Genomic DNA, 23,003 nt, shown 5'->3' with positions numbered 1-23,003 from the left:
GGATACTCTGCGCAGAGTATCCATGCCTGCTTTTTACTATAAATGCCTCTGATCCGCGGTGCTGCCCAGAGCCGGTATGCACGGCCGGAATGACCCACATACGCACACCGTTTTACGTGATATGGTTCCGTGTTTTTCGGTTAATTCCGTTCGTATAATGAAATCCACGTTAAAAAGCTATTTTTACTCGGATTTTATCTTTGCAACAAATCCAATCCTGATACTACCCAGGGCCCAAACATGGAAGCAATGACAACCTCGTCAGGGACCGCCGCAGTCTGACAAAAAACCGGGTTATGTGTCAAACATAACCCGGTTTTCTGTCTTTTCGGGGCCAATTGATCCATTACACTGATACGATATCTGCAAGTTTGGTCAGGAACTCTTCCCGATGGAACGGCTTGTAGAGGAAACCCTTTGCACCCAGAGCATTGGACTGTGCAACCATTTCATCGTAGGCCAATGAGGATACAAACAGGATTTTAGCGGCCGGCCATTTTTCCAATAACCTGCGAGCAGTCTCCAACCCATCCATCCCCGGCATAACGATGTCCATTGTGACGACATCCGGCTGAATATCAGGGTAGGTCTTGAGCGCCTCCTCCCCGCTTCTGCAAAATTGAGCGATTTCCCACCCACTGTTTTCCAGCATCTTACTCATACTGGCATACACCACACGGGAGTCATCTACAATCATCAGCTTCTTACTCATAGTTCTTTCTCCTCTCCTTCGTGTTTGGCACTGATTGCAGTCATAGGCAGAGGTGCGTATCCGAGCTCCAGCCAACCATACGGACAGCAGAATTGGGTACATGTTTGGAAGGGAACAGCCTCTGAACGAACCTTATGTCCAAAAATAGGGCAACAAAATTTTGCGGTCACCCCTGTTACGCGAAAGATTTCAGCCACAATATGGCCGCAGAGCACATTGAAGTATTCCACTGCATAATCAGCAACATCCTCCAGGGTAGGCGACTCTTCCATCATATTTTTTGCCAAGTTGAAAAAAAAGAGGTAATTGCTAGTCAATGTAATCCGGGAGTGGTAACCGCCGTACAATGTAGTCTGAACTTGACAGCCTCCCGTTTCCGCAGGAGGGTTCTCATCCAGGACTGGCCGCAGTTCCAACTGTCCGACATGTCGGGTCACCTCGCATGCAACCCGCTCCATGATGCGGGAAAGCTCAGAAGCAAGCGGGACTCTCTCCGCCATATTGTATATTCACCTCCCTTTTGCTTGAAAAACAACTACCGCAGTCACTGATAATATAAAATCAGCGCAGTTGAATTCCTTTTTTTGAGAGATGCACATTGCATTGTGTTTCCAGGTCGGAAACGGTAATGGTATCTGAGCCAATGCTGATTTTCGCCTTCGGATAAACCACTTGGCAGCATAGCCGACACTGGCTTAGGTCAAATCGTTCCTCACGCAGCAGCTTAAGCCGCCTGCGCATAGCGTCCAATTTCAGGCCGGTTGTGGCGTAACGCAGTCTGAAATTAGAAATCTTTGCGCTGATTTCTTTTGAGGGCTCCTGCTGCTCCAGATATTCCAAACTTCGCTCTAATTCCTTGTGTTCCTTCTTCATCTGTTCCAAGGATCGCTCCAAATCCGTTGCTTCTATAAGCGCAAAAGAGCGCTGTCCAAGTGCAATCTCAGTCAATACCCCCGAGCGGGCCCCAATCACATTTACGTCAACTCGGTCAACCGCTGTTAGCAGGCCCCCAATAACGGTACCGCGCCCACTTACAATGCGGATAGCGCCATCGCTGTAAAGCTGTGCATTTATGGCACAATCCGCCAAGATTGCAGTACCTGCATATACGACGCAGTTTTCCAGATAAGCTGCTCTTACAGTTCGACCGCTTTTAATCATTGCGGAGTTATCGCCCAGTACCCCCTTGGTAATGATTATATCACCGCCAGCCTCCACAATGGCCCCCTCGACAGCTCCGTCAACTGTTACGGTTCCGGTGGTATGAACGGAAAAACCAGCGCAAATATCTCCACGAATGATAATATCTCCAACGAAATCCAAATTTCCCGTGCTGTAATCCACATTTTTCTCCACCACTAGGGTAGGACGAATGCGAAAGACACCCTGTTCAAAAATGAGATTTCCGCTGGTCAGCGCTACCAGATGCTGCCCATCCTCACTGACGCCCGTGTTTTGCCCTTGTGGAACATGCGGCGTCTGCCCAGCACGGCTTTGGATGACATTTCCCGCGATATCCACTCCGCTTGTTCCGGGAGAAGGAGGAATGATGTCACAGATCACATCGCCTTCATGGATAATGTTTGTATAACTGCTGGAACGATAGTCCACCAGTCCCTGCGCTCCCTCTTGAGGCGCAGTCTGCGGCGGCTCCCGAGGTACTAGTTCCACAATCCGCCCGTCATCTCCGGGGATGGGAGCAAGTCCATAGGCGACTACACTCAACTGAAAGTACTCCGGACTATCCGCAAGCTGCTGCAGCCGCTCGTGATCTATCCCGAATAAGACGCCTGCTTCGCAAACAGAATGCTCAAGGCGATCCAAGGAGGCTGGTTTGCCGCCGCCGGTCGGCGGAAAGAGAAACAGCCATGCCACCATTTTGTTTTCTGATAGAAACACACATGGCAGAGCATCCATCGTGGTCTGGGCATCCGCTCCGCGCTCCCAAAAACGCTGCTTTGCCAAGTTCATCAATTTCAGCTTAATCTGGGTAAGCGCCGTTTTGCTTTCCTCATCGTTCAGAAGCTGCCTGCCGTTCCGGCCATCCTCCAGTGGCAGGTTCAGAACATAGTCAAATGCATTCACTCCAACTTGAATGTCGTTCCACTCACTCCACAGCGCATAGAGCAAACTGTTGGTCGGTGTATTTACACTGTGACCCGCCTTTTTCTGGGGAGCAGCTGGGGCTTGCTCCGTGGAGGGGGCAGACAGGTGCCCCGTGGGCAACACTGCTTCCTGTAACACATCCTGCGCATCCTGCGCCTGCTCCCCTCCGCCGCCATACAGCCGCATAACCAGCCGGTGCAGGAAGCTGCCTCCATCGCCGTGACCGTTCCCCTCGACGGGCACCCTCTGGCAGTCCATATCTTTCAACATCTTTCAACTCCTTTCCGTAAAATTGTATATCCTTATAGAATTTATCGGCTCTACACCTAGAATGTTAATACTTTCCTTAACACATCTTATAAGAAATATTCAGCCCCTATCTGATGCCAGGCCGGGCTGGGCCGCGCCGTGGCGCGGTGCATCCATCACAGCCTTACAGGCGTAAATAACCTGTGTAGTCACATCGCCGTCATAGCGCGCCTGATATAGGCTAAGCATCGGTTTTTTATGCTCGGCGGGCAGAACCACATATTTGGCCGGCAGCCGGGTGAGGGCCAGCGCCTTCACATCCGCCACACAGCGGGGACAGGGGCACAGGCCAAACATTTTGACATAGCGCTCCGCCTTCTCCTCCACCAGTCCGAGCATAACATTCACCCACTCCGCCCCGTCCGGAAGTCCCTGCTCCACCGGCTTCTGCTCCTGCATAGGACTGGCCTTGGGAGGCATTGGGGCGGAGGGGGGCAGGGGCTCCGCCGGGTCATCGGGCCGTTCCGGTTCCTCCGGCGGCTCTGCCGCGGGCTGGGCCGCATGTTCCTCCCCCGCTTCTTCCGCCCGTTCCAATGCCCTCTCCTGGGCCTGCTCTTCCTCCAGCTCCTTTTCCAGCGCGCTCCGAATGGTTTCCGATAATGCCTCGCTATTGGTGCGGGCCACCTCCACAATCGGCGGCAGGATGGGACGCTCCCGGGGCGGCGGGGGAGGCGTGGGCCCGGCCTGTGGCTCCTCCGTCCGCTCTGTCCCCGCCGCCGGGCGCTGCTCCGGCGCCTCCGGCGCCTCTCCCCCCGACAGCAGGTTGAGCACATGGGCGGTCTTGCTGCTCCGGCTCCCCTTTTTCCCGGCCATTACCGCACCTCCCCATCTGTCCGGCGTCCGCCGTGCGGTATAAAGCCGCCCGCGATCTCCTCGCACAGCGCCTCAAAGTCCAGAGACGGCTTGGAGCGCGGCGCATAGTCCAGAACACTGACCCCGTGGGCAGGGGACTCCGCCACAGAAACGCTGCCGCGGATTTTGCTCTGGAATACTCTGGTATCCAGTTGTGCGGCAATCTGCTCCGCCATTTCCAGCACCTCCCGGTTCAGAGTGAGCCGGGCGCTGAACTTGTTCAGCAGGATACCCAATACCCGCAGCCGGGAATTGTAATAACTGCGGACGCTCTCGATCGTCTCCTTGATCTGGGAAACCCCCAGCAGGCTCAGGATCTCCGGCGACATGGGGATAATCAAGCTGTCCGTAGCTACATATGCATTTACCGTCAGCAGACTGAGGGCCGGCGGTGTATCAATGATGATATAGTCGTACTGATCTTCTACCTTGGACAGGGCGGTTTTGAGCAGGAATTCCCGTCCCGGCCGGTTAAACTCCAGCTCCGCGCCGGACAGCAGAATGTTGGACGGAAGGATGTCGCAGGTATCTGTCCGTACAATGGCCTGCTCCGGCTCCGCCTGCCCCCGGAATACGTCATAAATGGTGGTGCAATGCTCAATATCCAGCCCCAGACTGAACCCCAGGCTCCCCTGCGGGTCCATATCCACACCTAATACGGCGGCGCCGCGGCGGTGCAGGCCGGTCAACAGCGCGGCAGCGGTCGTCGTCTTTCCGACGCCGCCCTTCTGGTTCGTAATCGCAATCACGGTGGTCGCCATGTCCCCTGTACCCCTTTCACCCATCTCCGGCCGGAGCAGAGCAGGTTTTCGCACCTTTTCGTCAGAAAAATCGAAATCCTCTCTTAATTTTCCCTTTGGCCGGACGATAACATAATACAGAGTATTGGGGCCTATCAACACACCCATTTTACTCAGAAAGCCAATGGTTGTCAATCAAGCCATATTTTCATGTTGCACGTTGAAAGGAGTGGGCAGCATGGCATCTATCTCCAGCCTTATGAGCAGTGGTTCCTCTTCCAGCATCTATGGGAGCCGAAACAGCAACATCATTTCCGGCCTGGCCAGCGGAATGGACACCGAGGCCATGATCGAGGGCATGGTACAGGGGTACCAGCAGAAAATTACACAGTTGGGGCAGGACCGTACCATGCTCCAGTGGCAGCAGTCCGCCTATCAGAGCATCTCCGACAAGCTGGTGGAGTTTTCCCGCAAGTATATGTCCTACAACTCCCCCGCCACCAACCTGTTCAGCGCCAGCTTCTTCAACAACGCGATCCTCACCTCCGCCAACGGGACCTATGCCGATCTGGTGAGCGCCACCGGCAAGAGCAGCAGCACCATTGTGCTCAACGCCGTGGCACAACTGGCCGAGGCCGCCCGGTATACCCATGACGCCTCCGGGCTGGACACGTCCCTTGGAAAGGGCGAGCCGGTCAAGCTGGGCGAAAAACAGCCGCTGAGCACCATGAGCGGCTCCCTTACTTTGGAGTATGGCAACAAGAAGGTCACGCTGGACTTCGGAGAGTTGGAGTTGTTCAACAAGGCCGACGGCACTCTGGACACTGCCAAATTCCAAACGGCCCTCCAGGACAAGCTGAAGGAGCAGAAGATTACCACCAGCAGCGGCGACCAGGTGAGCGCCGATACCCTCATTGATGTCAAGGTGGACAGCAACGGCACCGTTACCCTTAGCGACAAGAAAGGTGCTGGCAACAACGTCCACTTCAGCGGTGCCACCGGAGATCTTAAAAATCTGGTCACTTCTGCCGATGCCGAGGGCACCTCCAGCTTTACTCTGAGCACTACCGAGAAGGTGGTGAAGGAAGACGCCACCAAAGCGGAATACCTCTCTGGTAAGAGCTTTACCGTCACCCTCAACGGCCAGACCAAGACCTTTACTTTGGGCGAGATTGATCCCTCAAAGGGCAATCTCCATGAGCAGGTCAAGCAGAACCTCCAGGAAGGTCTGGACAAGGCCTTCGGTAAGGGCAAGATAACGGTCGATATGGATACTACTGGCCCCGGAGAGCGCTCCTTCTCCTTCAGCGTCAGCAATGGAGACACTTTCCGCATCACCTCCCCTGTCGGCGAGGTGCTCGGCCTGGGTGAGAATGGTGTGACCTCCTATGTGGACACTGGCAAAACCTTGGGCGATCTGCTGGGGCGGACGAGCGACGGTGCGGGCTTGAATGGCCTGACCGGCGGCGAGTTGGCCAAAGCCATTGGTGATGTGACTGAGATAAAGGACAAGGACGGCAAGGTGACCTCCCGTGTGGATTCCGAAGGCAATACCGTAGACGAGCAGGGTTACCGTCTGGACAAGGACGGCAAGCGCTTTCAGGAGTACGAGCTCACCGTTAACGGCGTTTCCATTGGCAAATACAACAAGGACACCGCCCTGGAGACTGTGCTCAATGATATCAACAGCAACACCGAGGCCGGAGTCAGCGTCAGCTTTTCCAAGACCACCAACCAGTTTGTCTTTACCGCCAAGGAAACCGGCGCAGGCGGACGGGTTGAGATTGGCGGGGAGTTGGGTGAACGGCTGTTCGGTAAAGTCGATGTAACTGATAAGGATCACTACACTGCTGGGCAGGACGCAAAATTCACCGCCACCATCAACGGCCAGAAGATGGAGTTCTCCCGCAGCTCCAACACCTTTGATTTGGATGGCATGTCCATCACCTTAAACGGCACATTTGAGGTGAAAGATGGAGAAACCCCGGTCACCTTCTCCAGTAAGACCGACACGGACAAGATCATTGACGTGGTCAAGACCATGGTGGAGGACTACAACGCCATTGTGTCCGAGGTCAAAAAGGCCTACTCCGACATGCCTCTGGAGAAGTCAGACGGCTCCCGGTACAAGCCCCTGACTGACGAGGATAAGGCGGACATGACCGAGAGCGAGATCAAGGCCTACGAGGAGAAAGCAAAAACCGGCATCCTGTTTATGGACCGGGACCTCTCCTCCCTGTACAGTGCCCTGCGCTCCGCAGTGGCCCCCGGCGGCTCCGACGGCTCCTTCCTCCGCTCCATCGGCATCAAAACCAGCTATGAGGACGGCCTGACCACCCTTTCGCTGGATGAAAACGCGCTCCGCGAGGCCCTGGAACAAAACCCGGACCAGGTCAAGGATGCGTTTACCAAGAGCAAGGAAAACGGCGCCGCCAGCGACGGCCTGATGGCCTCCATCCAGAAGGTGACGGACCGCTATGCGGCCACTACCGGCGCAACAAAGGGCATTCTCATTGAAAAGGCCGGCTCCAAATACTCCCCCTCTGCCGCTCTGAATAACACTCTTTTGGAGCAGATGAAGGACATCGACAAGCAGGTGGATAAGTGGCAGTCCAAAATGTCGGACAAGGTGGACTATTACACCAACAAATTCACCCAGTTGGAAATGCTGATTGCGCAGATGAACTCCCAGAGTTCCAGTCTCGCGGGAATGATGGGCGGCTATTAACGCCGCCGCCGTTCCGGAAAGGAACATGATACATATGGATATGCGGGGTTACCAGCGTTACCGTGAGGACTCCTTAAATACCATGACCCAGGGTGAGCTGCTTTTGCTGCTCTACGACGAACTGATCAAGCGGCTGACCCAGGCGGAATTGAGCCTGGGTCAGGAGAATTACGAGGTATTCGAGGGAGCGGTCGGCCGCAGCGTCGATATCATCCATTATCTGGACGACACCCTTGACCGCCAGTTCCCCATCAGCGCCAATTTGAGCCGGCTATACGAGTACTTTTGCTATGAGCTCAGCCGGGTCGTCTCGGGGCGCAACGCCAAGGAGCTGGCCCGTGTGAAGGAAATGGCCTCAGAGCTGCGGGACAGCTTCCGGCAGGCGGAAAAAAGCGCCGCCACTTCTCCGCAGGAGGGCGTATAAATGCTGACGGAACAACAGCTCACTTCGGTGTTGGCCACGGAGCGCCGCATCTATGCGGCGCTCTCCGAGGTGCTTGAGCTGACGGGAGAGCTCTCCACCTCCATACAGCGGGGGGATTCTGTCTCCGTTCAGCTCTTTCTCCAGCTCCGGCAGGAGCCGATCAACCAATTGCGGGAATACCAGACCAACCTGGCGCAGCAGTGCCGCATCCTTCCGGCGGAAGACCGGAAGGAGCTGGAGGGGCTTTTGTCCGGGCAGGCCCCGGCGGCCAGTCCCGCTGCCCACCCCCTCCAGGAGCAGCTTCAGCGCAACCGCGCCCTCTGGACCAGGGTTGTCCAGGCCGACCGGGCCGCCAGCGGCCGCCTGTGCGGAAAGGATTCCTTTTACGATTCCTAGCCCCGACCGTTTTTTACTGGTGCATGGAGATCCGCCACAGCGGCGCACCCGAGCTGCGGCTGGATGAGAGCTCATCCAAAATGAGCTGCGGCTCCCAGGCGGCCAGACTCCGCTCCCTGCTGTTCGGGTCTGCCACCAGTACACGGCCTTCCAGGGTCACGCCCCGCAGGATAATAAAGTGGCCCCGCTCGGTGAAATGGCCACGGGTCATCAGCGCAACAAAAATGTGTCCGGATGCCAGTTGCTGCACCAGAGCATCGGCGGAGGCCGCCTCATAGGCCTCTGCTTCCAGTCCGATGGCGGACGCAGTTCCCTCCACAATGGACAGATAGGAACCGCTGCCAGGGGCGCAGTACCCCTGCTGATAGGCCCAGTCGGCCATGGCCCCGGGGTCGGTTTCTTCCCCAGTCAGGCTGGAGGCCAGCATGGCCATCGCCGTGGGCCCGCAGCCGTAGCCGCGGATCGGATCATTACCGAAGGTCTGGCTGGCCCAGGGTTCCTCTCCCTGGTTGTAGTAAACCAGATCCACGACTCCGCCGGTCAGATACTCCCGCCCGTCCCGGGTGACAAACTCCGTGACCTTGCTCTCCTCTGCCGGAGGAACCTCCTCAATGGCGGGCGGGCCGGCCAGTTGATTCACCATTTCATCTTCCCCCGGTCGGGAAAGCAGCTCCTGCAAATTGCTGTGTAGTGCCTCCCCGAAGTCCGAGACACGCTGCATCAATCCTGCCACGGGGGCCGTGAGCCGCTGGAACAGCTCCGGCGCAGCAAAGCGGCAAACCAGCAGCTCCACCCCACCAATACAGAGGAGGGCCAACAAAACAAGAAGTATTATATTTCGCCTTTTATGCGGTCTGTTTTTCGTACCGGACATAAGAGTACCTCAAAATTTTTATTATATAATATTTTCTTTATTATAGCAATTTTTTCTTTTATTGTATACAGGCAAAAGGAGTCCACATGCCGCAAATTCGGTTAGAGCGGGTCAGCAAGTATTACCCGCAGGATAAAAAGCAAATGGCCGCTGTGCAGGAAATCAATCTGACGGTCGAGCAGGGTGAATTCCTCTTTCTCACAGGCAGCAGCGGCGCGGGAAAAAGTACGCTGCTCCAGCTCATATCCGGGGATCTTCGCCCTACCTCCGGGGCCGTCTTTCTGGATGATATCAACCTGACGCGGCTTTCCAGGCTTCGCCGCGACCGCCTGCGCCTGGTTTTCGGCCGCGTACCTCAGCTCTCACAGCTCATGCGGAAACGGACCATCTCCGAAAATTTATCCGCAGTCGCCATGCTGACGCAGAGCCGGAAGCTCCCGCCTATACAAACCCGGATTCAGAAGACTTTGGCTATGGTCGGCCTGCCTGATGTGGGAGCGCGTTACCCAGTGGAGCTATCCTATGGGGAGTGCCGCCGGGTGGAACTGGCCCGCGCGATTATCAACAGCCCGTCCATTTTGCTTCTGGATGAGCTGACCGCGAACCTGGACGAGGACACGATCTGGGATATTCTGCATTTGCTCTGTGAGATAAACCGCCATGGTACTACCATTATCATGGCAACCCATGCAAAGGAGTTTGTGAATCTGCTTCGGAAACGGGTCATTACACTGGTGGATGGCCAGATCTGGGGCGATGTGCAAAAAGGGCGGTATGGAGATATTGTATAGCCTGCCGCCGACTATGTTAGGAGAGGTGTATTGCAAATATGCGCAACATGGAAAAAAATCTTAAAATTAGAATGCGGCTTTTAATTGTATTCTTAATTACCATCCTGATCGCGTTGGCCTTGACATTCCTTTCAATCAGACAGACCATCAAAATCCTGAAGGACTATACATCCATCCTCACAGGTCCCATTGCCATTACCAATGCCGTCCAGAGCAGTGAAACGGAGGTCAATTCGATTGCCCGTCAGCTTAGGGACATGGCGCTGTCCGGGTATGATACCTCAATCATTGATGAGATTCAGGCCTCCGTGGATTCGATCGAGAAGTCGATCTCCACGATTCAGACCCTCTATACAGATTCCGACGGCGTCGCCCAGACTTATATTCAGTCTGTACGTGAATGGGAAAATGCCTTTGAGGATATCCATACCGCCCTTCAAGCGGATAATCTTGAGGAGGCACGTCGGCTAATCGAAACACAATGCACTCCGAAGCTGAATCAGGCCGTAAGTGACGGGAATACGCTCATTCGTGAAGTCCAGAACGACCTCGATGCTCACATCGACTCTACACAGGCAAGTGTGAGCCGCAGCCAGATTGTTCTCTTTATTATGGCCATCCTGGTTGTTGCCATTGGTATACTCTTGAACCTGCGCGCCATTCGGAATATTACCCGTCCCCTCCAGGAGGCGGAGCAGGCTGTTGTCGCTTTCAGCCAGGGCGATCTCTCGGTGGAGCTGACCTATGAGGCATCTAATGAGATCGGAACCATCTGTGATGCGGTCCGCACCTCCCAGGATATTCTTGGCAGAGTCATTGAAGATATTGTTCAGATCACCAAAGGACTTGCCGACGGCGATCTGACGGTGGAAAGCCATGAGGAATACCCCGGCCAGCTCATGCCCGTCAAGACAAATATTGAGTATCTCCTCCAGAACCTGAACGCCACCATGTCGGAGATTCTCAACGCCTCCGATCAGGTATCCGCCGGGGCGGAGCAGGTGTCCGTCGGTTCCCAGTCCCTGGCCCAGGGCGCTACGGAGCAGGCCAGCGCCGTCCAGGAGCTCTCCGCCACCATCAATGAGATTGATACCTCCGCTCAGAACAGCGCCGAGACGGCTAAAATTGCCAAGGAAAAGTCTGACCAGGCTGCCGGACAAGTGCAGATCAGCAATGACCGCATGCGGGAGCTCAGCCAGGCGATGGACGACATCTATTCCGGCCAGAGGGATATTGGTCAGATCATCGACACCATCGAAAACATTGCCTTCCAGACCAACATCCTGGCGCTGAACGCGGCGGTAGAGGCAGCACGCGCGGGCAGCGCAGGCAAGGGCTTCGCGGTGGTAGCCGACGAGGTGCGCAGTCTTGCCTCCAAATCGGACCAGGCAGCCAAGCAGTCCAAGGCCATTATCGAGTCATCTCTGTCCCATGTGGAGCGCGGCAAGGCTCTGGCGGAGGAGGTAAACTCCAGCATGCAGCAAACTGTCGCCTCCGCCTCCGAGGCAATTTCCTATATGGAAAAGGTTGCAGACAACGCAATTTCGGAGTCTCAGTCCATTGAGCAGCTGACCACCGGTGTGGATCAGATCTCCGCCGTGGTTCAGACCAACTCGGCGACCAGCGAGGAGTCCGCCGCAGCCAGCGAGGAGCTCTCCTCCCAGGCAGTCATGATGAAGCAGCTCATTCAAAAATTCAAGCTGAAGTCAGAGGCTGACTCCGCCTCTGCCCCCCTTTCTCCCGCCGCGGACAGCCAGGCCTCCCTCTCAGCCGCAGGCACCGCCGCCAACCCGTTCAGCAAATACTGATTGATCAGAAGTGCAGGAGGCCACCTCAGCCCATACTGAGGCGGCTTCCCGCCTTTTTCCCCAAACATATAGCTTGCGAAGGGAGATGCCGTCCAGAATGCCGATTCACTCCGATCCGACTAAAATGGAAGAAGGAGAGCTCATCTATGCGCTTGATATAGGTACACGCAGCGTCATCGGGATGCTGGGAGCCCTGGAGCAGGGACGGATACGCATACTAGCCCTGGAAAAGCAGCCGCACGCCAGACGTGCCATGCTGGACGGTCAGATCGAGGATATTGACCAGGTTGCCGGCGCTGTCTCCCTTGTGACACACCGCCTGGAAGAAGCCTCCGGCCGAAGGCTTACCCGCGCCTGCGTGGCAGCCGCGGGCCGGGCTCTGCGTACCGAGTTGGGCCGCAGCACCTTGGAGCTTTCGGCCCCCGAGGCCTTGGGCCATGAGCGTATCCACCAGCTCGAAGCCACCGCCGTGGCAAATGCGGAACAAGCGCTGTCCACCGACGGCCCGGAGGAACAGCGGTTCTTCCTGGTGGGCTACACTCCCACGCAGTTCTGGCTGGACCACTATCCGCTGACCACCCTTCTGGGGCATACCGGCCAGCATCTGGAGGCCGCCGTGGTCGCTACCTTTCTCCCCAGCGAGGTGGTGGACTCCCTCTACGCGGTCATGCAGAAGGCCGGCCTGGAGGTGGCCAGCATGACCCTGGAGCCCATCGCGGCTCTAAATGCCGCGATTCCGGCGGATCTCCGTCTTCTCAACCTGGCCCTGGTGGACATCGGGGCTGGTACGTCGGACATCGCCGTATGCAGGGACGGCAGCGTGGTGGGGTATACTATGGCTACCGTAGCAGGCGACGAAATCACGGAAGCCCTGATGCGGGCATGCCTGGTGGACTTCCCCACGGCCGAGGCCATGAAGCTGGAGCTGGGCCGCAGTAAAAGTGTGAGCTTTACCGATATTCTGGGGTTGGAGCAGACCTTGCCGGCGGAGGAGCTCTTTTCTCTCCTGGACGGCCCCATCCAGGCTCTGGCCGATGAGATCGCACAGCGCATCTGCCAGGTCAATGGAGGTCCTCCCTCCGCCGTCTTTTTGGCCGGCGGGGGGAGCAAGCTCCCCACCCTCTGCGCCCGGGTGGCCGCGGCCCTCGGCATAGATGCCAAACGCGCAGCGCTGGCAGGAGGTTATTTTCAGTCCAGCGCCTACTCCGATACCTTCGCGCTGTCTGATCCGGAATATACCACCCCTCTCGGTATCGCTGTCTCTGCCGGCCTCGGCCTTATCAGCGACAGTTATCAGGTGCTGCTCAACGGGAGCCCCGCCAAGCTCTTCCGCAGCGGGAGCCTTACGGTGCTGGAGCTGCTGATGATGAATGGGTACCGCTATTCCGATCTCATCGGCCGCAGCGGCAAAAGCCTGCTGCTTCGGATAGACGGAAGGCGCAATGTGTTCTATGGCTCCCCCGCCATCCCCGCCCAACTCGCCATCAACGGTGCGGAAGCCGCCCCTTCTGCACTGATTCATGCCGGCGACCGTATCCACTTTACCCCTGCCCAGCCTGGCAAAGACTGTGTCATGACCGCCGCAGAGCTCTGTACCAAGCTGCGGTGCAAGGCCGTTCAGCGTGAAGGGCGCCTCTTGGAGGGGCATACGGTGCTGCAGTCGGGGGATTGTCTGGAGCGCATGGATGCACCGCCGGCGCCTTCTCCTCTCCCGGCCCGGGAGGCGCCGGCCCAGGCTTCCGTCCCGCCCCAACGGCATGTCTTTCTCAACGGCCAGCCCCTTACGCTCTCCCCGAAGCCGGACGGAAGCCCCTACCGGCTCCTGGATCTGCTGGAGCGGTCCGGGCTGGACTTCCAACATCTGGACCGCCCTGTGCTCACGCAGATCAACGGCGTGGACAGTCCGTTTCAGCAACTACTCGCGGAAGGTGACAAGATTGAAATTCGATACCAGCCCTGAGCGTTCCAGAGGCCGGCGGCTTTTGCCGTTTCTGCTGCCGCCGCTTCTGCTCTCTGCCTGCGGCGGCAAGGATGTCCCGCCGGAGCAGTACTCCAGTAATGATACTGCACTCCCCGCCCTGACCTCCACCCTCTCTTCCGAAAACATTCAATTTTCCCACAAGGAGGGCAGTGAGGATCAGCCTGACTCCTACGTCTACTCCGGTCTGTCCTCCATGACCGATACCCTGGCCAGTTATGTCCAAGCCTTGGAGGAGGACGGCTGCTCTCCGATTGACACCAACGGCGTTGTAAAGGAGCTCCCCGATTTCTCTGTCTCCAGCGGCTCGGTATCTATGGGCAAGGATACCGGCGATGGCGGTGTATTTCAGCTCCAAATTGCCTGGGAAGGGGACACCTGTACCATCACCCCCGTCTATGCGGCCGAGCTGCGCATTACCCAGCCCAGTGTGCAGGCTCTCACCGTCTCCGAGGCTATCCAGCGTTTAAAAAGCTGTACTCCCGCCCTTCTCGGGCTCTCGGGTGCCTCCATGGATGAATACGAGGTCTATGCGGAGGAAGGACTTGTCCTGGTCGATTCCTCCCCCTGTCTCCAGCTTAACGTGTATTCCAGTACCCCCCGTCAGTATCGGGGCTGCTATCTGATGACCGTTGATGGCGCTCACCTTTATCAGCTTGACCGTGACGCGTCTCAGGTTACGGAACTGACACCTTATTCAAATACGGCCGTGAAATGACGCTTGGAAAACAGTTGCCGGTCCAATAAGCCGGCCAAACGAGAGCGCCGCCTATTCTTATAATAGGCGGCGCTTTTCCATGTTCACAGTTCACACAGTCTGCCCCAGCGCTTTCTGCCGTTTGCCCCTGGCTCTTTCCCCTCTACATATTAGTCCATCACCATTCATAGCTTTTTATGGAGGTGATTTTGTGAAAGCTACCAATTTTATTGTGACGGAGCGGCGGCTCTCCACGGAACAATTTCCTGATCTTTCTCTCATCCGGCGGGCTGTGACCTTATGGCTTAGAAATGCACTATACAGACGGCTTTAAGCCCATATTTCAGAATCATAATACGATTACCCGAAATACCTTTTATAGGAAGAGCGTCTCAAGGGTATTCTGCCGTTGAGTACGGATGCCTTCCGGGGAGGTGTAACCTATCCTTTGTGCGATTTATACCCGGCTGAGCAAAGAAGACGAGGACAAATACAAAACGGAATCCGAGAGCATCCAGAATCAGAAATCCCTGCTTGTTGCGTACGCAGTGGAGCGGGGGTGGGACATCTACCACATCTACTGCGACGAGGACTACTCCGGCGCCGACCGCCTGCGGCCCGACTTCAACCGGATGATTCAAGCGGCCAAGGAGAAACAGTTTCAGATTATCCTCTGCAAAAGCCAATCCCGCTTTACCCGGGATATGGAGTTGGTGGAGAAATACATCCACGGCCTGTTTCCCATCTGGGGCATCCGGTTCATCGCCATAGCCGACAATGCCGACACGGAGGTAAAGGGCAACAAAAAGGCCAGGCAGATCAACGGCCTGGTCAACGAGTGGTATTTGGAGGACCTGTCCGAAAATATCCGCATGGTTTTTGACATGAAGCGGCGGCAGGGGCGGTACATCGGCGGATTTCCCATCTACGGCTATCAAAAAGACCCGAAGGATCACAACCATCTCATTATTGAGCCGGAGGCTGCCCAGGTGGTTCGGCAAATCTTCCGATGGTCCCTGGAGGGCCACGGCAAGCAGGAGATCGCCAAACTGCTCAATGACCAGGGCATCCCAAATCCCACCCGCTACAAGGCGGAACACGGCTGGGCCAGCGGTCACCCGGTGTCCAACAGCCATGGTCTGTGGAACAAGACCACCATCTGGCGCATCCTCCGCAACGAGATGTATACCGGGGTTATGCTCCAAGGGCGGCGGAAAAAGGTGAGCTACAAGTCCAAGGCTCTGATTGACATGCCCAAAGAACAGTGGTTTCGGGTGGAGGGCACCCATGAGGCTATCATTGACCGGGAGCTGTTTCAGACTGTCCAGCGCGGACTGGACCTGCGCTCCAAAACGGACGGCACCGGGGAGGTCCACCTGCTGTCCGGTCTGGTCAAGTGCATGGACTGCGGCAGCACCATGAGCAAGACCACCAACTGCCAGCGCGGCCGGCCCAGGGTGTCCTATCTCCGCTGCAAGCTGTACGCCGACAGCGGAAGAGAAAAGCTCTGCACCCGCCATTCCATTCGACTGGACCAACTGATTGAGCTGGTATCTGAGCGAATCCGCCACTATGTCCAAAGCTGCTATAAACTGAAAGAACTGGAGCTTCCACCACCGCCGGACACCCGCAGAGATGCATTGGAACAGGAACAGAAGTCCCTGACCACACAGTTGGAAAGGCGGAGTCAGGCGCTGAAAAATTTATATCTGGATCGAGTATCCGGCATTCTCAGTGAGGGACAATTCGTGGAGCTGAACCAGGACTTCCTGGCCGAAAAAAGCCGCCTGGAGCGGCGGCTGGCACAGATTGACATAGAACTGGGGGAGCGGGCAGAGCCGGTGGAACAGGCCGCTTTGATGGAGAGGGCCCGGGAATTGCTGAAGCTGGAGACCATTCCGCGGGAGTTGGTAGTCGCCCTCATTGAGAAAATCGAGATTGGGGAGAAAGACCGGGAAACCGGAAAGCAGGAGATCCGAATTACCTGGAAGTTTTGAATTTGCAGGCGCATCCCCCAGGGCGTGACGCCCTGTAAAACTGTCCTAGTGCTGCTCTCTCCCACGTCGTGGAGCCAAAATATCCGGGGTTGGTGGAGCGCTACGTCAATCTGGGCGACTGCTACGACCGGGCTGGGCTCCAGCCCCTGCGCCAGGAGCTGATGGGCTGTATGAAGGGCTACAAGGCCTGCTATCAGCGGGCCTACCGCTGTCTGACGGCGGCGGCCCAGATCGGGGAGGATCTCCGCTCCCTGCTGCTCACCCCGGCGCTGGAGGCCAAAATGGCCAAACGGGCCCGGGGCATTCTCTCCCGGGAGGTCAAGAAGGGGGACGGCGAGGCCGGCCGGGCGGTACAGCGCTTCCTGGGCGGCGTCACGTGGAAGGGGGTATTGTGCCAGTTTGAGACGGTAGACGCCCTGTGTAAGCGGGTCTATGAGCTGGCCGACACCTATGGGCTGGCCCACTCCATGCTCACCCACCTGGCCGCCGGGGCGCTGGCGGCGGGCCACGATGTCATCGTCTGTCCCTCCCCCCTGTTCCCCGACCGGATGGAGCACCTGCTCATACCCGGCCTCTCCCTGGCCTTTGTCAGCGCCTCCCCCTCCCTCCCCTATCCCAAACGCCCCTACCGCCGCATCCGGCTGGACGCCATGGCGGACGCGGAGCTGCTGCGCCGCAACAAGGCCCGGCTCAAGTTCTCCCGCAAGGTCTCCGCCGCCCTGGTGGAGGAGGCAGTGGACTCTCTGGCCCAGGCCAAGGCCATGCACGACGAGCTGGAGGGCCTCTACAACCCCCACGTGGACTTCGACCGGGTCTACCAGACGGCCCAGGCCATCACCGACGAGCTCACCGCCCGCCTGTAACCAAAAGGAGAGGCTGCCGCGGATGCGGCAGCCTCTCCTGCTGTTTGGGATAGGATTGGGGGGATTAAGCCTGAGGGCCGGCCTTGTGGTGCATGGCCACGGGCTTGACGTTGAAGTTGGAGCGGTACTCGGTCTCGTGCCAGAAGATGTCCTCGGCCACCAGGCACTCGGGGTTGAGCTCCACCCCGTCCAGAATGATCTCCCTGAACTTCTTGTACCCGGCACGGTCGATCAGGTGACCGCCGTGGAGGTACTCGGGCTTGTAGTCCATGACCCAGGCGGAGAACTTCTGCCAGTTCTTGAGCACGCCCAGAATCACGTCCTCGGTGGCCCAGTTGAGGAACATCTTGCCGGTGCGGGGGGTCTGGCGACCGGTGCGGCCGCCCAGGATCACCCGGTAGAACTTGGTCTCCTGGCGGGTCCAGGCGGAGGTGGGACAGGCCTTGACGCACTCGCCGCAGCCCACGCAGCAGCAGGGGTCCTTCTCGATCTTGCCGGTGCCCTCGTTGAGGGAGAGCACCCGGGTGGCGCCGTGCTCACAGGCGCGGACACAGGCGCCGCAGCCGATGCACCGCTCGGGGTGGTAGGTCATGCGGGCCACGCCGATGATGCCGAAGTCGCACAGGTGGGCCTTGTTGCAGTCGTTGGGGCAGCCGGCGATATTGATTTTGATATGGTAATGGCTGGGGAAGATGATGGGCTCGATCTTCCGGGCCAGCTCGAAGGTGTTGCAGTTGCCGCAGATGCAGTGGTAGTTGCCCACGCAGGCGGTGATGTTGCGGGCGCCGATGGTGGGGTAGCCGGCCTTGGGGTCCCAGGGCTGGGGCTCGTGGGCCACGGTGTCCATGTTGACGCCGCACAGCTCGGCGTCCACCTCTTTGATGTACTGCTCCAGATACTCGTTCACCGCGGGGATGTTCTCATACTTGATGCCGGTGATGTCGAAGGTCTGGCGGGTGCCGAAGTGGAAGTTGCCGTCGCCCCAGGTGTTGGCGATGTGCTCCACATAGCTGAGATACTTGGCGTCCACCATACCGCCGGGCACGCGCATCTGGAGCATGAACTCGCCGGGCACCTTGGACTGCCGGAAGCAGTTCAGGCGCATCTTCTTGACATTGATATCATGATTCATCCTTCACACGCTCCTTCCTCAGTCCACCAGATCCCGGGCCACCGTGTAGGGGAACACGGGGCCGTCCAGGCACACGTATACCTCGTCGATGCGGCAGTGGCCGCACTTGCCCACGGCGCAGGACATCTTGCGCTCGAAGCTCATCCACACCTTTTCGGCATCCACGCCGTGGTTCATCAGCTCCAGGCCGGTGAACTTCATCATAGGAGGGGGGCCCACCACCACAACGGCGTAGTCGCCGTCGAAGGAGTCGAGGGGGATCTCCTTGACAAAGGTGGTGACCAGGCCGGTGCGCCAGCCCTCCTTCGCGTCGTTGTCCAGGGCGTAGATGGTGGAGAATTTCTCCTTCCAGGCCTCCAGCTCGCTGTGGAACACAATGCCGTCCTCATTCTTGAAGCCGGAGATGAGGTGCACGGACTTGGCAAAGCCGGGGTCTGCCGCCAGCATGTTGAGCATGGAGCGGACGGGGGCCAGGCCGGTGCCGCCGGTGATGACCACCAGGTGCTTGCCCCGGAACTGCTCCACGGGCCAGCCCCTGCCGTAGGGGCCGCGGAGGAAGAGGGTATCCCCCGCCTCCTTCTCAAAGATCACGTTGGTGACCTTGCCCACGGAGCGGATGGTGAACTCCAGCCACCCGTCGCCCTGGGCGGACACGGAGATAGGGGCCTCGCCGATCATGGGGATGGAGAGCTGCATGAACTGGCCGTGGGCGGGCTTGGCGTCGGTGGCCACGCGGAAGGTCCACTCATGGCGGCTCTCTTTCTTCACGCTCAGGATTTCACAGGCCTGAGGCTGAACCGGATTCGTCATTTCGTTCCCCTCCTTCTTACTGCTGGGCCAGGCCGGCCTTGATCTCGTTCACGGCGGCGTTGACCTTGTTGACGGTGGCGGAAATGGAGATGAGCTCCGGGCAGCGGTGGGTGCAGCGGCCGCAGCCCACGCACATGTGGCCCTCGCCGAAGCGGGCCTTGTAGTTGTGGAACTTGTGGAGCAGCTTGTAGCGCATCCGCTCGCCGGCAGTGGAGCGGAACTCCCTCTGGCCGGCCATCTGGTCGAAGCCGGCGATCTGGCAGGAGGCGGTGACGCGGCGGCGCTCGCCCACCTCGGGGTTGTCGCCGTAGATGACGTCGCGGGTGGTGAAGCAGGTGCAGGTGGAGCAGGCCACGGTGCAGGCGCCGCAGGAGATGCAGCGGCCGTCAAACTCCTTCCACATGGGATGGCTCTTGAGGGCCAGGCGCACCGCCTTGTCGTCCAGATCGGGGACGGTGACCTTCAGCTCGTTCTCCTCCACAAAGGCGGGGGTGTAGCCGGCCTGGGGCATCCCCTCGAAGTAGGGGGCGAACGTCTCGTCGGTCACCTGAACCTGCACGCCCTCGTCGGAGAACTTCAGGGCCAGGGAGTAGTCGTCGGTCTTGTTGGTGCCCATGGACACGCAGAAGCAGGTGTCGTCGCCGCCGTTGCACTCCATTAGGGCGAATTTGACCTTCTCCCGCATCCGCTCATAATAGAGATCCGTATAGCCGCCGTTGCCCGCGTAGATCTTCGCCTGCACATGCTGGGCGTTGATGTCGCAGGGGCGGGCCAGAATCAGGATGGGCTTCTTGGGGCCCTTGCTGGCGCGGTACTCATCCTCGGTGAAGTAGAAGATGGCCTGCTGGATGGGGGTGAGAACCTCCTTGGCCGGGTAATCGGACTTGACCTGCCACACGATGTCCTCATAGTGCTCTACTTCCGCGTACTTGATGACATCCGTATCCGAGTAGCGGCCCTGCTTGGGGAAGCGCTTCGGGGCATAGACGCTGTAGTTCTGTTTGAGCGCCTGCAAAACGGCCTCTGCCTGTACGGCGTTCAGCGAGTAACCCATGCTGAATCCCTCCTAATTGAGTTAAGTTCTCCTTAAACATACCACCCGGGCCGCGGCGGTGAAAACTTTTAAATTGTTATGCTGCTATAATTATTTTTTATTTCTCCGGCAAAAGGGCTCGAAATTGCCAAACTTTTAACGAATTTCCCCGTTCTGTTGGATAAGACGTGCCCAAAATTTTTGCAGGCGACATGGCGTGACCGTAAAAAGCGCAGCCGCTTTGCGGCTGCGCTTTTTACGGTGTCCACAGGGCCCGGGAAGTCTCCCGCAGCTCCGCCTCAAAGGCACTGTTCTTCCGCCAGAGGAAGGTGAACTCATGGGAAATCTGGAAGTCCGTGAGGGCTACCTGGCAGAGCGAGCCCTCGGCCAGCTCCTTCTCCACCGCCTTGCGGTAGAGGAAGGTGATGCCGCAGTCGGCCTTGACCAGCTCCTTGATGACGAACAGGTCGCTGATTTCCACAATGTGGCGGAAATCGCCCACGTGGTGGTTGCGCTCCTCCAGCACCCGCTCCAATACATCCCGGGAGCCGGAGCCCTGGTTGCGCAGGATGAGGTTCTCCCCGAACAGGGCGCTGAGGGGCCGGGGGGCCGCCTGGGCCAGGGGGTGGGCCGCCGCGCACACGCAGACATAGGGCTCCTGGGACCAGATGATGTAGTCGTACTCGCTCTTGCGGAAGTAGCCCTCCACCACGGCGAAGTCCAGCTCGCCGTCATTGATCATCCGCAGCAGGATCTGGGTGTTTTCCACCAGCATGTGGACATCCACGCGGGGATTGCGCTTCATATAGGCGGCCAGCCGCTCCGGCAGCAGGTATTCCCCGATGGTCAGGGTGGCCCCGAAGCGGATGGAGCGCCGCCCCAGGCGCAGATCCTTCACATCCCGTTTCAGCTTCTCCTCGTCGTGGAGCATGCACAGCGCGGCATTGCGCAGCAGCTCCCCCTCCTCGGTCAGCGCGAGGCGCTTGTTTTGATAGGAGAACAGCTTGACGCCGTAGTAGCTCTGGAGATACTGGATATGCTGGGTCACCGCGGGCTGGGTGATGTTCAGCTCCTCCGCCGCCCGCGTGTAGTTCCGGTGGCGGCACACCGCCAGAAAGGTATCCATCCGAAAATCAAGCATCGCAGTTTTCCCCCTTTCCCCCAGTATACTCCAAGAAAGGCCGGGGGAAAAGGGGCTATTTTGCGCGCAGCCCCTCGGGCCCCCGCAGACGCCAGCCCATGCCGCCCATGACCCCCTCCGGCAGCTCTGCCTCGTAGCGGTTCAGCCACCGGGAGAGAACGCACAGCAGCGCCCACACCCCGGCCTGGACGGATTCCGCCCCCTCCAGGTAGTTCCGCAGGGTATCCACCCGGTGCAGCGCGCGGTACATATCCCTCGCCATCTGAAGGCGGGGGACCTTGCACCGGCGGACCAGCCGGGTATAAAACCGCGCTTCGTCCATCTCCTCCTGCCGCCCCCACTCCAAAATCCACCGGATATACCAATAGCCCTTCCGGGTCCGGCTGATGCCCAGATAGTGCAGCAGCGCCGCCGCCTGATTTTCCTCTGGAATTTTAGCACAATACGACATGATTTCCCTCCTATAAACCTTTAAATGATTTGTTTCTTTTATTTTAAGCTTTATAAATACTCATTCTTTTAAAAATATATAATATAAGGGCTTAATTCGTCAAGATTAAGCAGTAAAATAATTCAATAAGAGGAGGTGATCACATGGAGACAATCGAGGAGTTTGAAGCGTTCGTGCGTGACCGTGTGGTCGCCCTTCATATGGGTCTGCCCCAAAAGATTTCTGCTCGTAAATTAAGCTATGCCATCGGGCAGAGCGCCGGCTATATCAATAAAATTGAAACCGGGCAATCTCTGCCCTCCCTCAGCGGGCTTTATTATATCTGCAAATACTTCGGCATTACACCCAAAGAGTTTTTCGACGATGGACAGCGGGCCCCTGAAAAACTCCGGCATCTCATGGATGAATTGGTACAGTTGAGCGATGCGCAGTTAGAGGCGGTAACGGCCGTGGTGGAGAACATGCGGAAGCCCTGAGTGATTTGTCGAACAGTCTTGCAATATATTTATATTTAACTTTCATTTTGAGCGCGGTCCCGGCGGCAATCCGCCGGTTGGCCGCGCCCTTTTTCGTAGGGGCTGACGTCCCAGGGCAGCCTCTCTTGCCCCCCATTGGGACATTCACTGTCCATCGGCCTACACCTGTAGGGGCGGCCTTTATGGCCGCCCGCGGGCGACCACAAGGGTCGCCCCTACGCCGTTATGCGTTGGGACGGGCGTCCCCCTAGCGTAGGGGCCGACGCCCCAGGGCGGCCTCTCTTGCCCCTTCGGGGCAATTCACCTTCTGCCCACATCGGCCCGTCTTGTGCCGAGCTGACGCACCTTCCATGTTGCCCTTTTTGACAACTGCTTTCTTGTTATGCCTCCGGCGGGCCCCTCGGTGGTTCCCTCCTCGCGGCAAAGCCGCTGCGGCCTACGCTACAAACGTGCCACTGGCACGTTTGCTTTACGCTGCGGTTTCGATTTCCCCCCTTCCCGGCCCCCATCCCCCTTAAAACGACCAATCAGGGGGGCTACGGCCCCCCTATTGGATGTACCCCCCGGAGCTGCTCGATCGGCGGCTTTCCGGCGGCGGGGGCTTACTCCGTAACGCCCCCGCCGCACCGGCTTGTATGCGGGGTGGCTGGAACGTAGGGGCGGGGCTTGTCCCCGCCCGCGGGCG

Annotated in this window: 21 protein-coding genes; 10 read left to right on the top strand and 11 right to left on the bottom strand. The window is 58.0% G+C overall.

Translation table 11 applies throughout. The annotated features are described in order from the left end of the window. Positions 1 to 346: 346 nt before the first annotated feature. From HMPREF0372_RS12700 to HMPREF0372_RS12680, 5 genes are all read right to left on the bottom strand, one after another. Complete coding sequence (locus tag HMPREF0372_RS12700; protein WP_007493114.1) at positions 347 to 712, bottom strand: response regulator transcription factor; 366 nt, start codon at positions 710 to 712, stop codon at positions 347 to 349. Next, a complete protein-coding gene (locus HMPREF0372_RS12695; protein WP_007493112.1) occupies positions 709 to 1,212 on the bottom strand; it encodes a hypothetical protein in 504 nt (167 codons plus the stop codon). Before HMPREF0372_RS12695 ends, HMPREF0372_RS12700 begins: the two co-directional genes overlap by 4 nt. A 61-nt stretch (positions 1,213 to 1,273) precedes the next feature. After that, positions 1,274 to 3,088, bottom strand: coding sequence for a DUF342 domain-containing protein (locus tag HMPREF0372_RS12690; RefSeq protein ID WP_007493110.1), 1,815 nt, complete (start codon positions 3,086 to 3,088; stop codon positions 1,274 to 1,276). 99 nt (positions 3,089 to 3,187) lie between these two features. After that, complete coding sequence (locus tag HMPREF0372_RS12685) at positions 3,188 to 3,940, bottom strand: late competence development ComFB family protein (protein ID WP_007493108.1); 753 nt, start codon at positions 3,938 to 3,940, stop codon at positions 3,188 to 3,190. After that, a complete protein-coding gene (locus HMPREF0372_RS12680) occupies positions 3,940 to 4,740 on the bottom strand; it encodes a ParA family protein (RefSeq protein ID WP_024724914.1) in 801 nt (266 codons plus the stop codon). The genes HMPREF0372_RS12685 and HMPREF0372_RS12680 overlap by 1 nt, the downstream gene beginning before the upstream one ends. 217 nt (positions 4,741 to 4,957) lie before the next feature. Between HMPREF0372_RS12680 and fliD the strand changes: the two genes are divergently transcribed. Genes fliD through HMPREF0372_RS12665 form a run of 3 tightly spaced genes read left to right on the top strand, consistent with a single transcriptional unit; the run spans position 4,958 to position 8,267 of the window. After that, positions 4,958 to 7,447, top strand: coding sequence for a flagellar filament capping protein FliD (gene fliD / locus HMPREF0372_RS12675; protein WP_039997473.1), 2,490 nt, complete (start codon positions 4,958 to 4,960; stop codon positions 7,445 to 7,447). A 34-nt stretch (positions 7,448 to 7,481) separates the two neighbouring features. Next, positions 7,482 to 7,871 (top strand): flagellar export chaperone FliS, encoded by a 390-nt coding sequence (locus tag HMPREF0372_RS12670; RefSeq protein ID WP_009261339.1) that lies wholly within the window; start codon positions 7,482 to 7,484, stop codon positions 7,869 to 7,871. Beyond that, positions 7,872 to 8,267: a hypothetical protein gene (locus HMPREF0372_RS12665; protein WP_007493101.1), complete on the top strand. Its 396-nt coding sequence runs from the start codon at positions 7,872 to 7,874 to the stop codon at positions 8,265 to 8,267. It abuts the gene before it with no gap. A 13-nt stretch (positions 8,268 to 8,280) separates the two neighbouring features. On the opposite strand, the gene HMPREF0372_RS12660 is transcribed toward HMPREF0372_RS12665, so the two are convergent. Next, complete coding sequence (locus tag HMPREF0372_RS12660) at positions 8,281 to 8,910, bottom strand: C39 family peptidase (RefSeq protein ID WP_230979295.1); 630 nt, start codon at positions 8,908 to 8,910, stop codon at positions 8,281 to 8,283. A gap of 374 nt (positions 8,911 to 9,284) precedes the next feature. On the opposite strand from HMPREF0372_RS12660, the gene HMPREF0372_RS12655 reads away from it, so the two are divergent. The 6 genes from HMPREF0372_RS12655 (at position 9,285) to HMPREF0372_RS12630 (ending at position 17,275) form a co-directional block, all read left to right on the top strand. Further along, positions 9,285 to 9,932: a cell division ATP-binding protein FtsE gene (locus tag HMPREF0372_RS12655; RefSeq protein WP_230979294.1), complete on the top strand. Its 648-nt coding sequence runs from the start codon at positions 9,285 to 9,287 to the stop codon at positions 9,930 to 9,932. A 38-nt stretch (positions 9,933 to 9,970) separates the two neighbouring features. After that, complete coding sequence (locus HMPREF0372_RS12650) at positions 9,971 to 11,740, top strand: methyl-accepting chemotaxis protein (RefSeq protein ID WP_007493093.1); 1,770 nt, start codon at positions 9,971 to 9,973, stop codon at positions 11,738 to 11,740. A 97-nt stretch (positions 11,741 to 11,837) separates the two neighbouring features. Continuing rightward, a complete protein-coding gene (locus HMPREF0372_RS12645) occupies positions 11,838 to 13,700 on the top strand; it encodes a cell division FtsA domain-containing protein (RefSeq protein WP_039997467.1) in 1,863 nt (620 codons plus the stop codon). A gap of 22 nt (positions 13,701 to 13,722) precedes the next feature. Continuing rightward, the gene (locus HMPREF0372_RS12640; RefSeq protein ID WP_007493089.1) at positions 13,723 to 14,436 is read left to right on the top strand and encodes a hypothetical protein; all 714 of its coding nucleotides are present in this window, start codon (positions 13,723 to 13,725) and stop codon (positions 14,434 to 14,436) included. Positions 14,437 to 14,858: 422 nt separating this feature from the next. Then, on the top strand, positions 14,859 to 16,412 hold the full coding sequence (locus HMPREF0372_RS12635) for a recombinase family protein (protein ID WP_174269970.1): 1,554 nt from the start codon (positions 14,859 to 14,861) through the stop codon (positions 16,410 to 16,412). A 92-nt stretch (positions 16,413 to 16,504) separates the two neighbouring features. Continuing rightward, complete coding sequence (locus HMPREF0372_RS12630) at positions 16,505 to 17,275, top strand: hypothetical protein (protein WP_230979300.1); 771 nt, start codon at positions 16,505 to 16,507, stop codon at positions 17,273 to 17,275. Positions 17,276 to 17,339: 64 nt separating this feature from the next. Here HMPREF0372_RS12630 and asrC read toward each other — a convergent pair whose 3' ends face one another. From asrC to HMPREF0372_RS12605, 5 genes are all read right to left on the bottom strand, one after another. Next, the gene (gene asrC, locus HMPREF0372_RS12625; RefSeq protein WP_007493079.1) at positions 17,340 to 18,407 is read right to left on the bottom strand and encodes a sulfite reductase subunit C; all 1,068 of its coding nucleotides are present in this window, start codon (positions 18,405 to 18,407) and stop codon (positions 17,340 to 17,342) included. 18 nt (positions 18,408 to 18,425) lie between these two features. Continuing rightward, positions 18,426 to 19,217: an anaerobic sulfite reductase subunit AsrB gene (gene asrB, locus HMPREF0372_RS12620; RefSeq protein WP_007493076.1), complete on the bottom strand. Its 792-nt coding sequence runs from the start codon at positions 19,215 to 19,217 to the stop codon at positions 18,426 to 18,428. Between the two features lie 16 nt (positions 19,218 to 19,233). After that, positions 19,234 to 20,271: an anaerobic sulfite reductase subunit AsrA gene (asrA, locus tag HMPREF0372_RS12615; protein ID WP_007493074.1), complete on the bottom strand. Its 1,038-nt coding sequence runs from the start codon at positions 20,269 to 20,271 to the stop codon at positions 19,234 to 19,236. Positions 20,272 to 20,506: 235 nt separating this feature from the next. After that, positions 20,507 to 21,391: a LysR family transcriptional regulator gene (locus HMPREF0372_RS12610; protein WP_007493072.1), complete on the bottom strand. Its 885-nt coding sequence runs from the start codon at positions 21,389 to 21,391 to the stop codon at positions 20,507 to 20,509. Between the two features lie 55 nt (positions 21,392 to 21,446). Continuing rightward, positions 21,447 to 21,842, bottom strand: coding sequence for a hypothetical protein (locus tag HMPREF0372_RS12605; RefSeq protein ID WP_007493070.1), 396 nt, complete (start codon positions 21,840 to 21,842; stop codon positions 21,447 to 21,449). Between the two features lie 143 nt (positions 21,843 to 21,985). On the opposite strand from HMPREF0372_RS12605, the gene HMPREF0372_RS12600 reads away from it, so the two are divergent. Continuing rightward, positions 21,986 to 22,318 (top strand): helix-turn-helix domain-containing protein, encoded by a 333-nt coding sequence (locus HMPREF0372_RS12600; RefSeq protein ID WP_007493068.1) that lies wholly within the window; start codon positions 21,986 to 21,988, stop codon positions 22,316 to 22,318. The last annotated feature ends 685 nt before the right edge of the window (positions 22,319 to 23,003 follow it).

It is taken from the genome of Flavonifractor plautii ATCC 29863 (assembly GCF_000239295.1).
In the GTDB taxonomy this organism is placed as follows: Bacteria; Bacillota; Clostridia; order Oscillospirales; family Oscillospiraceae; genus Flavonifractor; species Flavonifractor plautii.
Note: the sequence above shows the minus strand (reverse complement) of the source record. Positions and strands in the feature narration are given on the sequence as shown.

Excerpts from the sequence above, each read along its gene's own strand:
- HMPREF0372_RS12695 (WP_007493112.1), bottom strand. The coding sequence starts at position 1,212 with ATGGCGGAGAGAGTCCCGCTTGCTTCTGAGCTTTCCCGCATCATGGAG.
- HMPREF0372_RS12600 (WP_007493068.1), top strand. The coding sequence starts at position 21,986 with ATGGAGACAATCGAGGAGTTTGAAGCGTTCGTGCGTGACCGTGTGGTC.
- HMPREF0372_RS12650 (WP_007493093.1), top strand. The coding sequence starts at position 9,971 with ATGCGCAACATGGAAAAAAATCTTAAAATTAGAATGCGGCTTTTAATT.
- HMPREF0372_RS12680 (WP_024724914.1), bottom strand. The coding sequence starts at position 4,740 with ATGGCGACCACCGTGATTGCGATTACGAACCAGAAGGGCGGCGTCGGA.
- HMPREF0372_RS12645 (WP_039997467.1), top strand. The coding sequence starts at position 11,838 with ATGCCGATTCACTCCGATCCGACTAAAATGGAAGAAGGAGAGCTCATC.
- HMPREF0372_RS12700 (WP_007493114.1), bottom strand. The coding sequence starts at position 712 with ATGAGTAAGAAGCTGATGATTGTAGATGACTCCCGTGTGGTGTATGCC.
- HMPREF0372_RS12690 (WP_007493110.1), bottom strand. The coding sequence starts at position 3,088 with ATGTTGAAAGATATGGACTGCCAGAGGGTGCCCGTCGAGGGGAACGGT.
- HMPREF0372_RS12685 (WP_007493108.1), bottom strand. The coding sequence starts at position 3,940 with ATGGCCGGGAAAAAGGGGAGCCGGAGCAGCAAGACCGCCCATGTGCTC.
- asrA (WP_007493074.1), bottom strand. The coding sequence starts at position 20,271 with ATGGGTTACTCGCTGAACGCCGTACAGGCAGAGGCCGTTTTGCAGGCG.
- fliD (WP_039997473.1), top strand. The coding sequence starts at position 4,958 with ATGGCATCTATCTCCAGCCTTATGAGCAGTGGTTCCTCTTCCAGCATC.
- asrC (WP_007493079.1), bottom strand. The coding sequence starts at position 18,407 with ATGAATCATGATATCAATGTCAAGAAGATGCGCCTGAACTGCTTCCGG.
- HMPREF0372_RS12660 (WP_230979295.1), bottom strand. The coding sequence starts at position 8,910 with ATGGTGAATCAACTGGCCGGCCCGCCCGCCATTGAGGAGGTTCCTCCG.
- HMPREF0372_RS12670 (WP_009261339.1), top strand. The coding sequence starts at position 7,482 with ATGGATATGCGGGGTTACCAGCGTTACCGTGAGGACTCCTTAAATACC.
- HMPREF0372_RS12655 (WP_230979294.1), top strand. The coding sequence starts at position 9,285 with ATGGCCGCTGTGCAGGAAATCAATCTGACGGTCGAGCAGGGTGAATTC.
- asrB (WP_007493076.1), bottom strand. The coding sequence starts at position 19,217 with ATGACGAATCCGGTTCAGCCTCAGGCCTGTGAAATCCTGAGCGTGAAG.
- HMPREF0372_RS12665 (WP_007493101.1), top strand. The coding sequence starts at position 7,872 with ATGCTGACGGAACAACAGCTCACTTCGGTGTTGGCCACGGAGCGCCGC.
- HMPREF0372_RS12605 (WP_007493070.1), bottom strand. The coding sequence starts at position 21,842 with ATGTCGTATTGTGCTAAAATTCCAGAGGAAAATCAGGCGGCGGCGCTG.
- HMPREF0372_RS12610 (WP_007493072.1), bottom strand. The coding sequence starts at position 21,391 with ATGCTTGATTTTCGGATGGATACCTTTCTGGCGGTGTGCCGCCACCGG.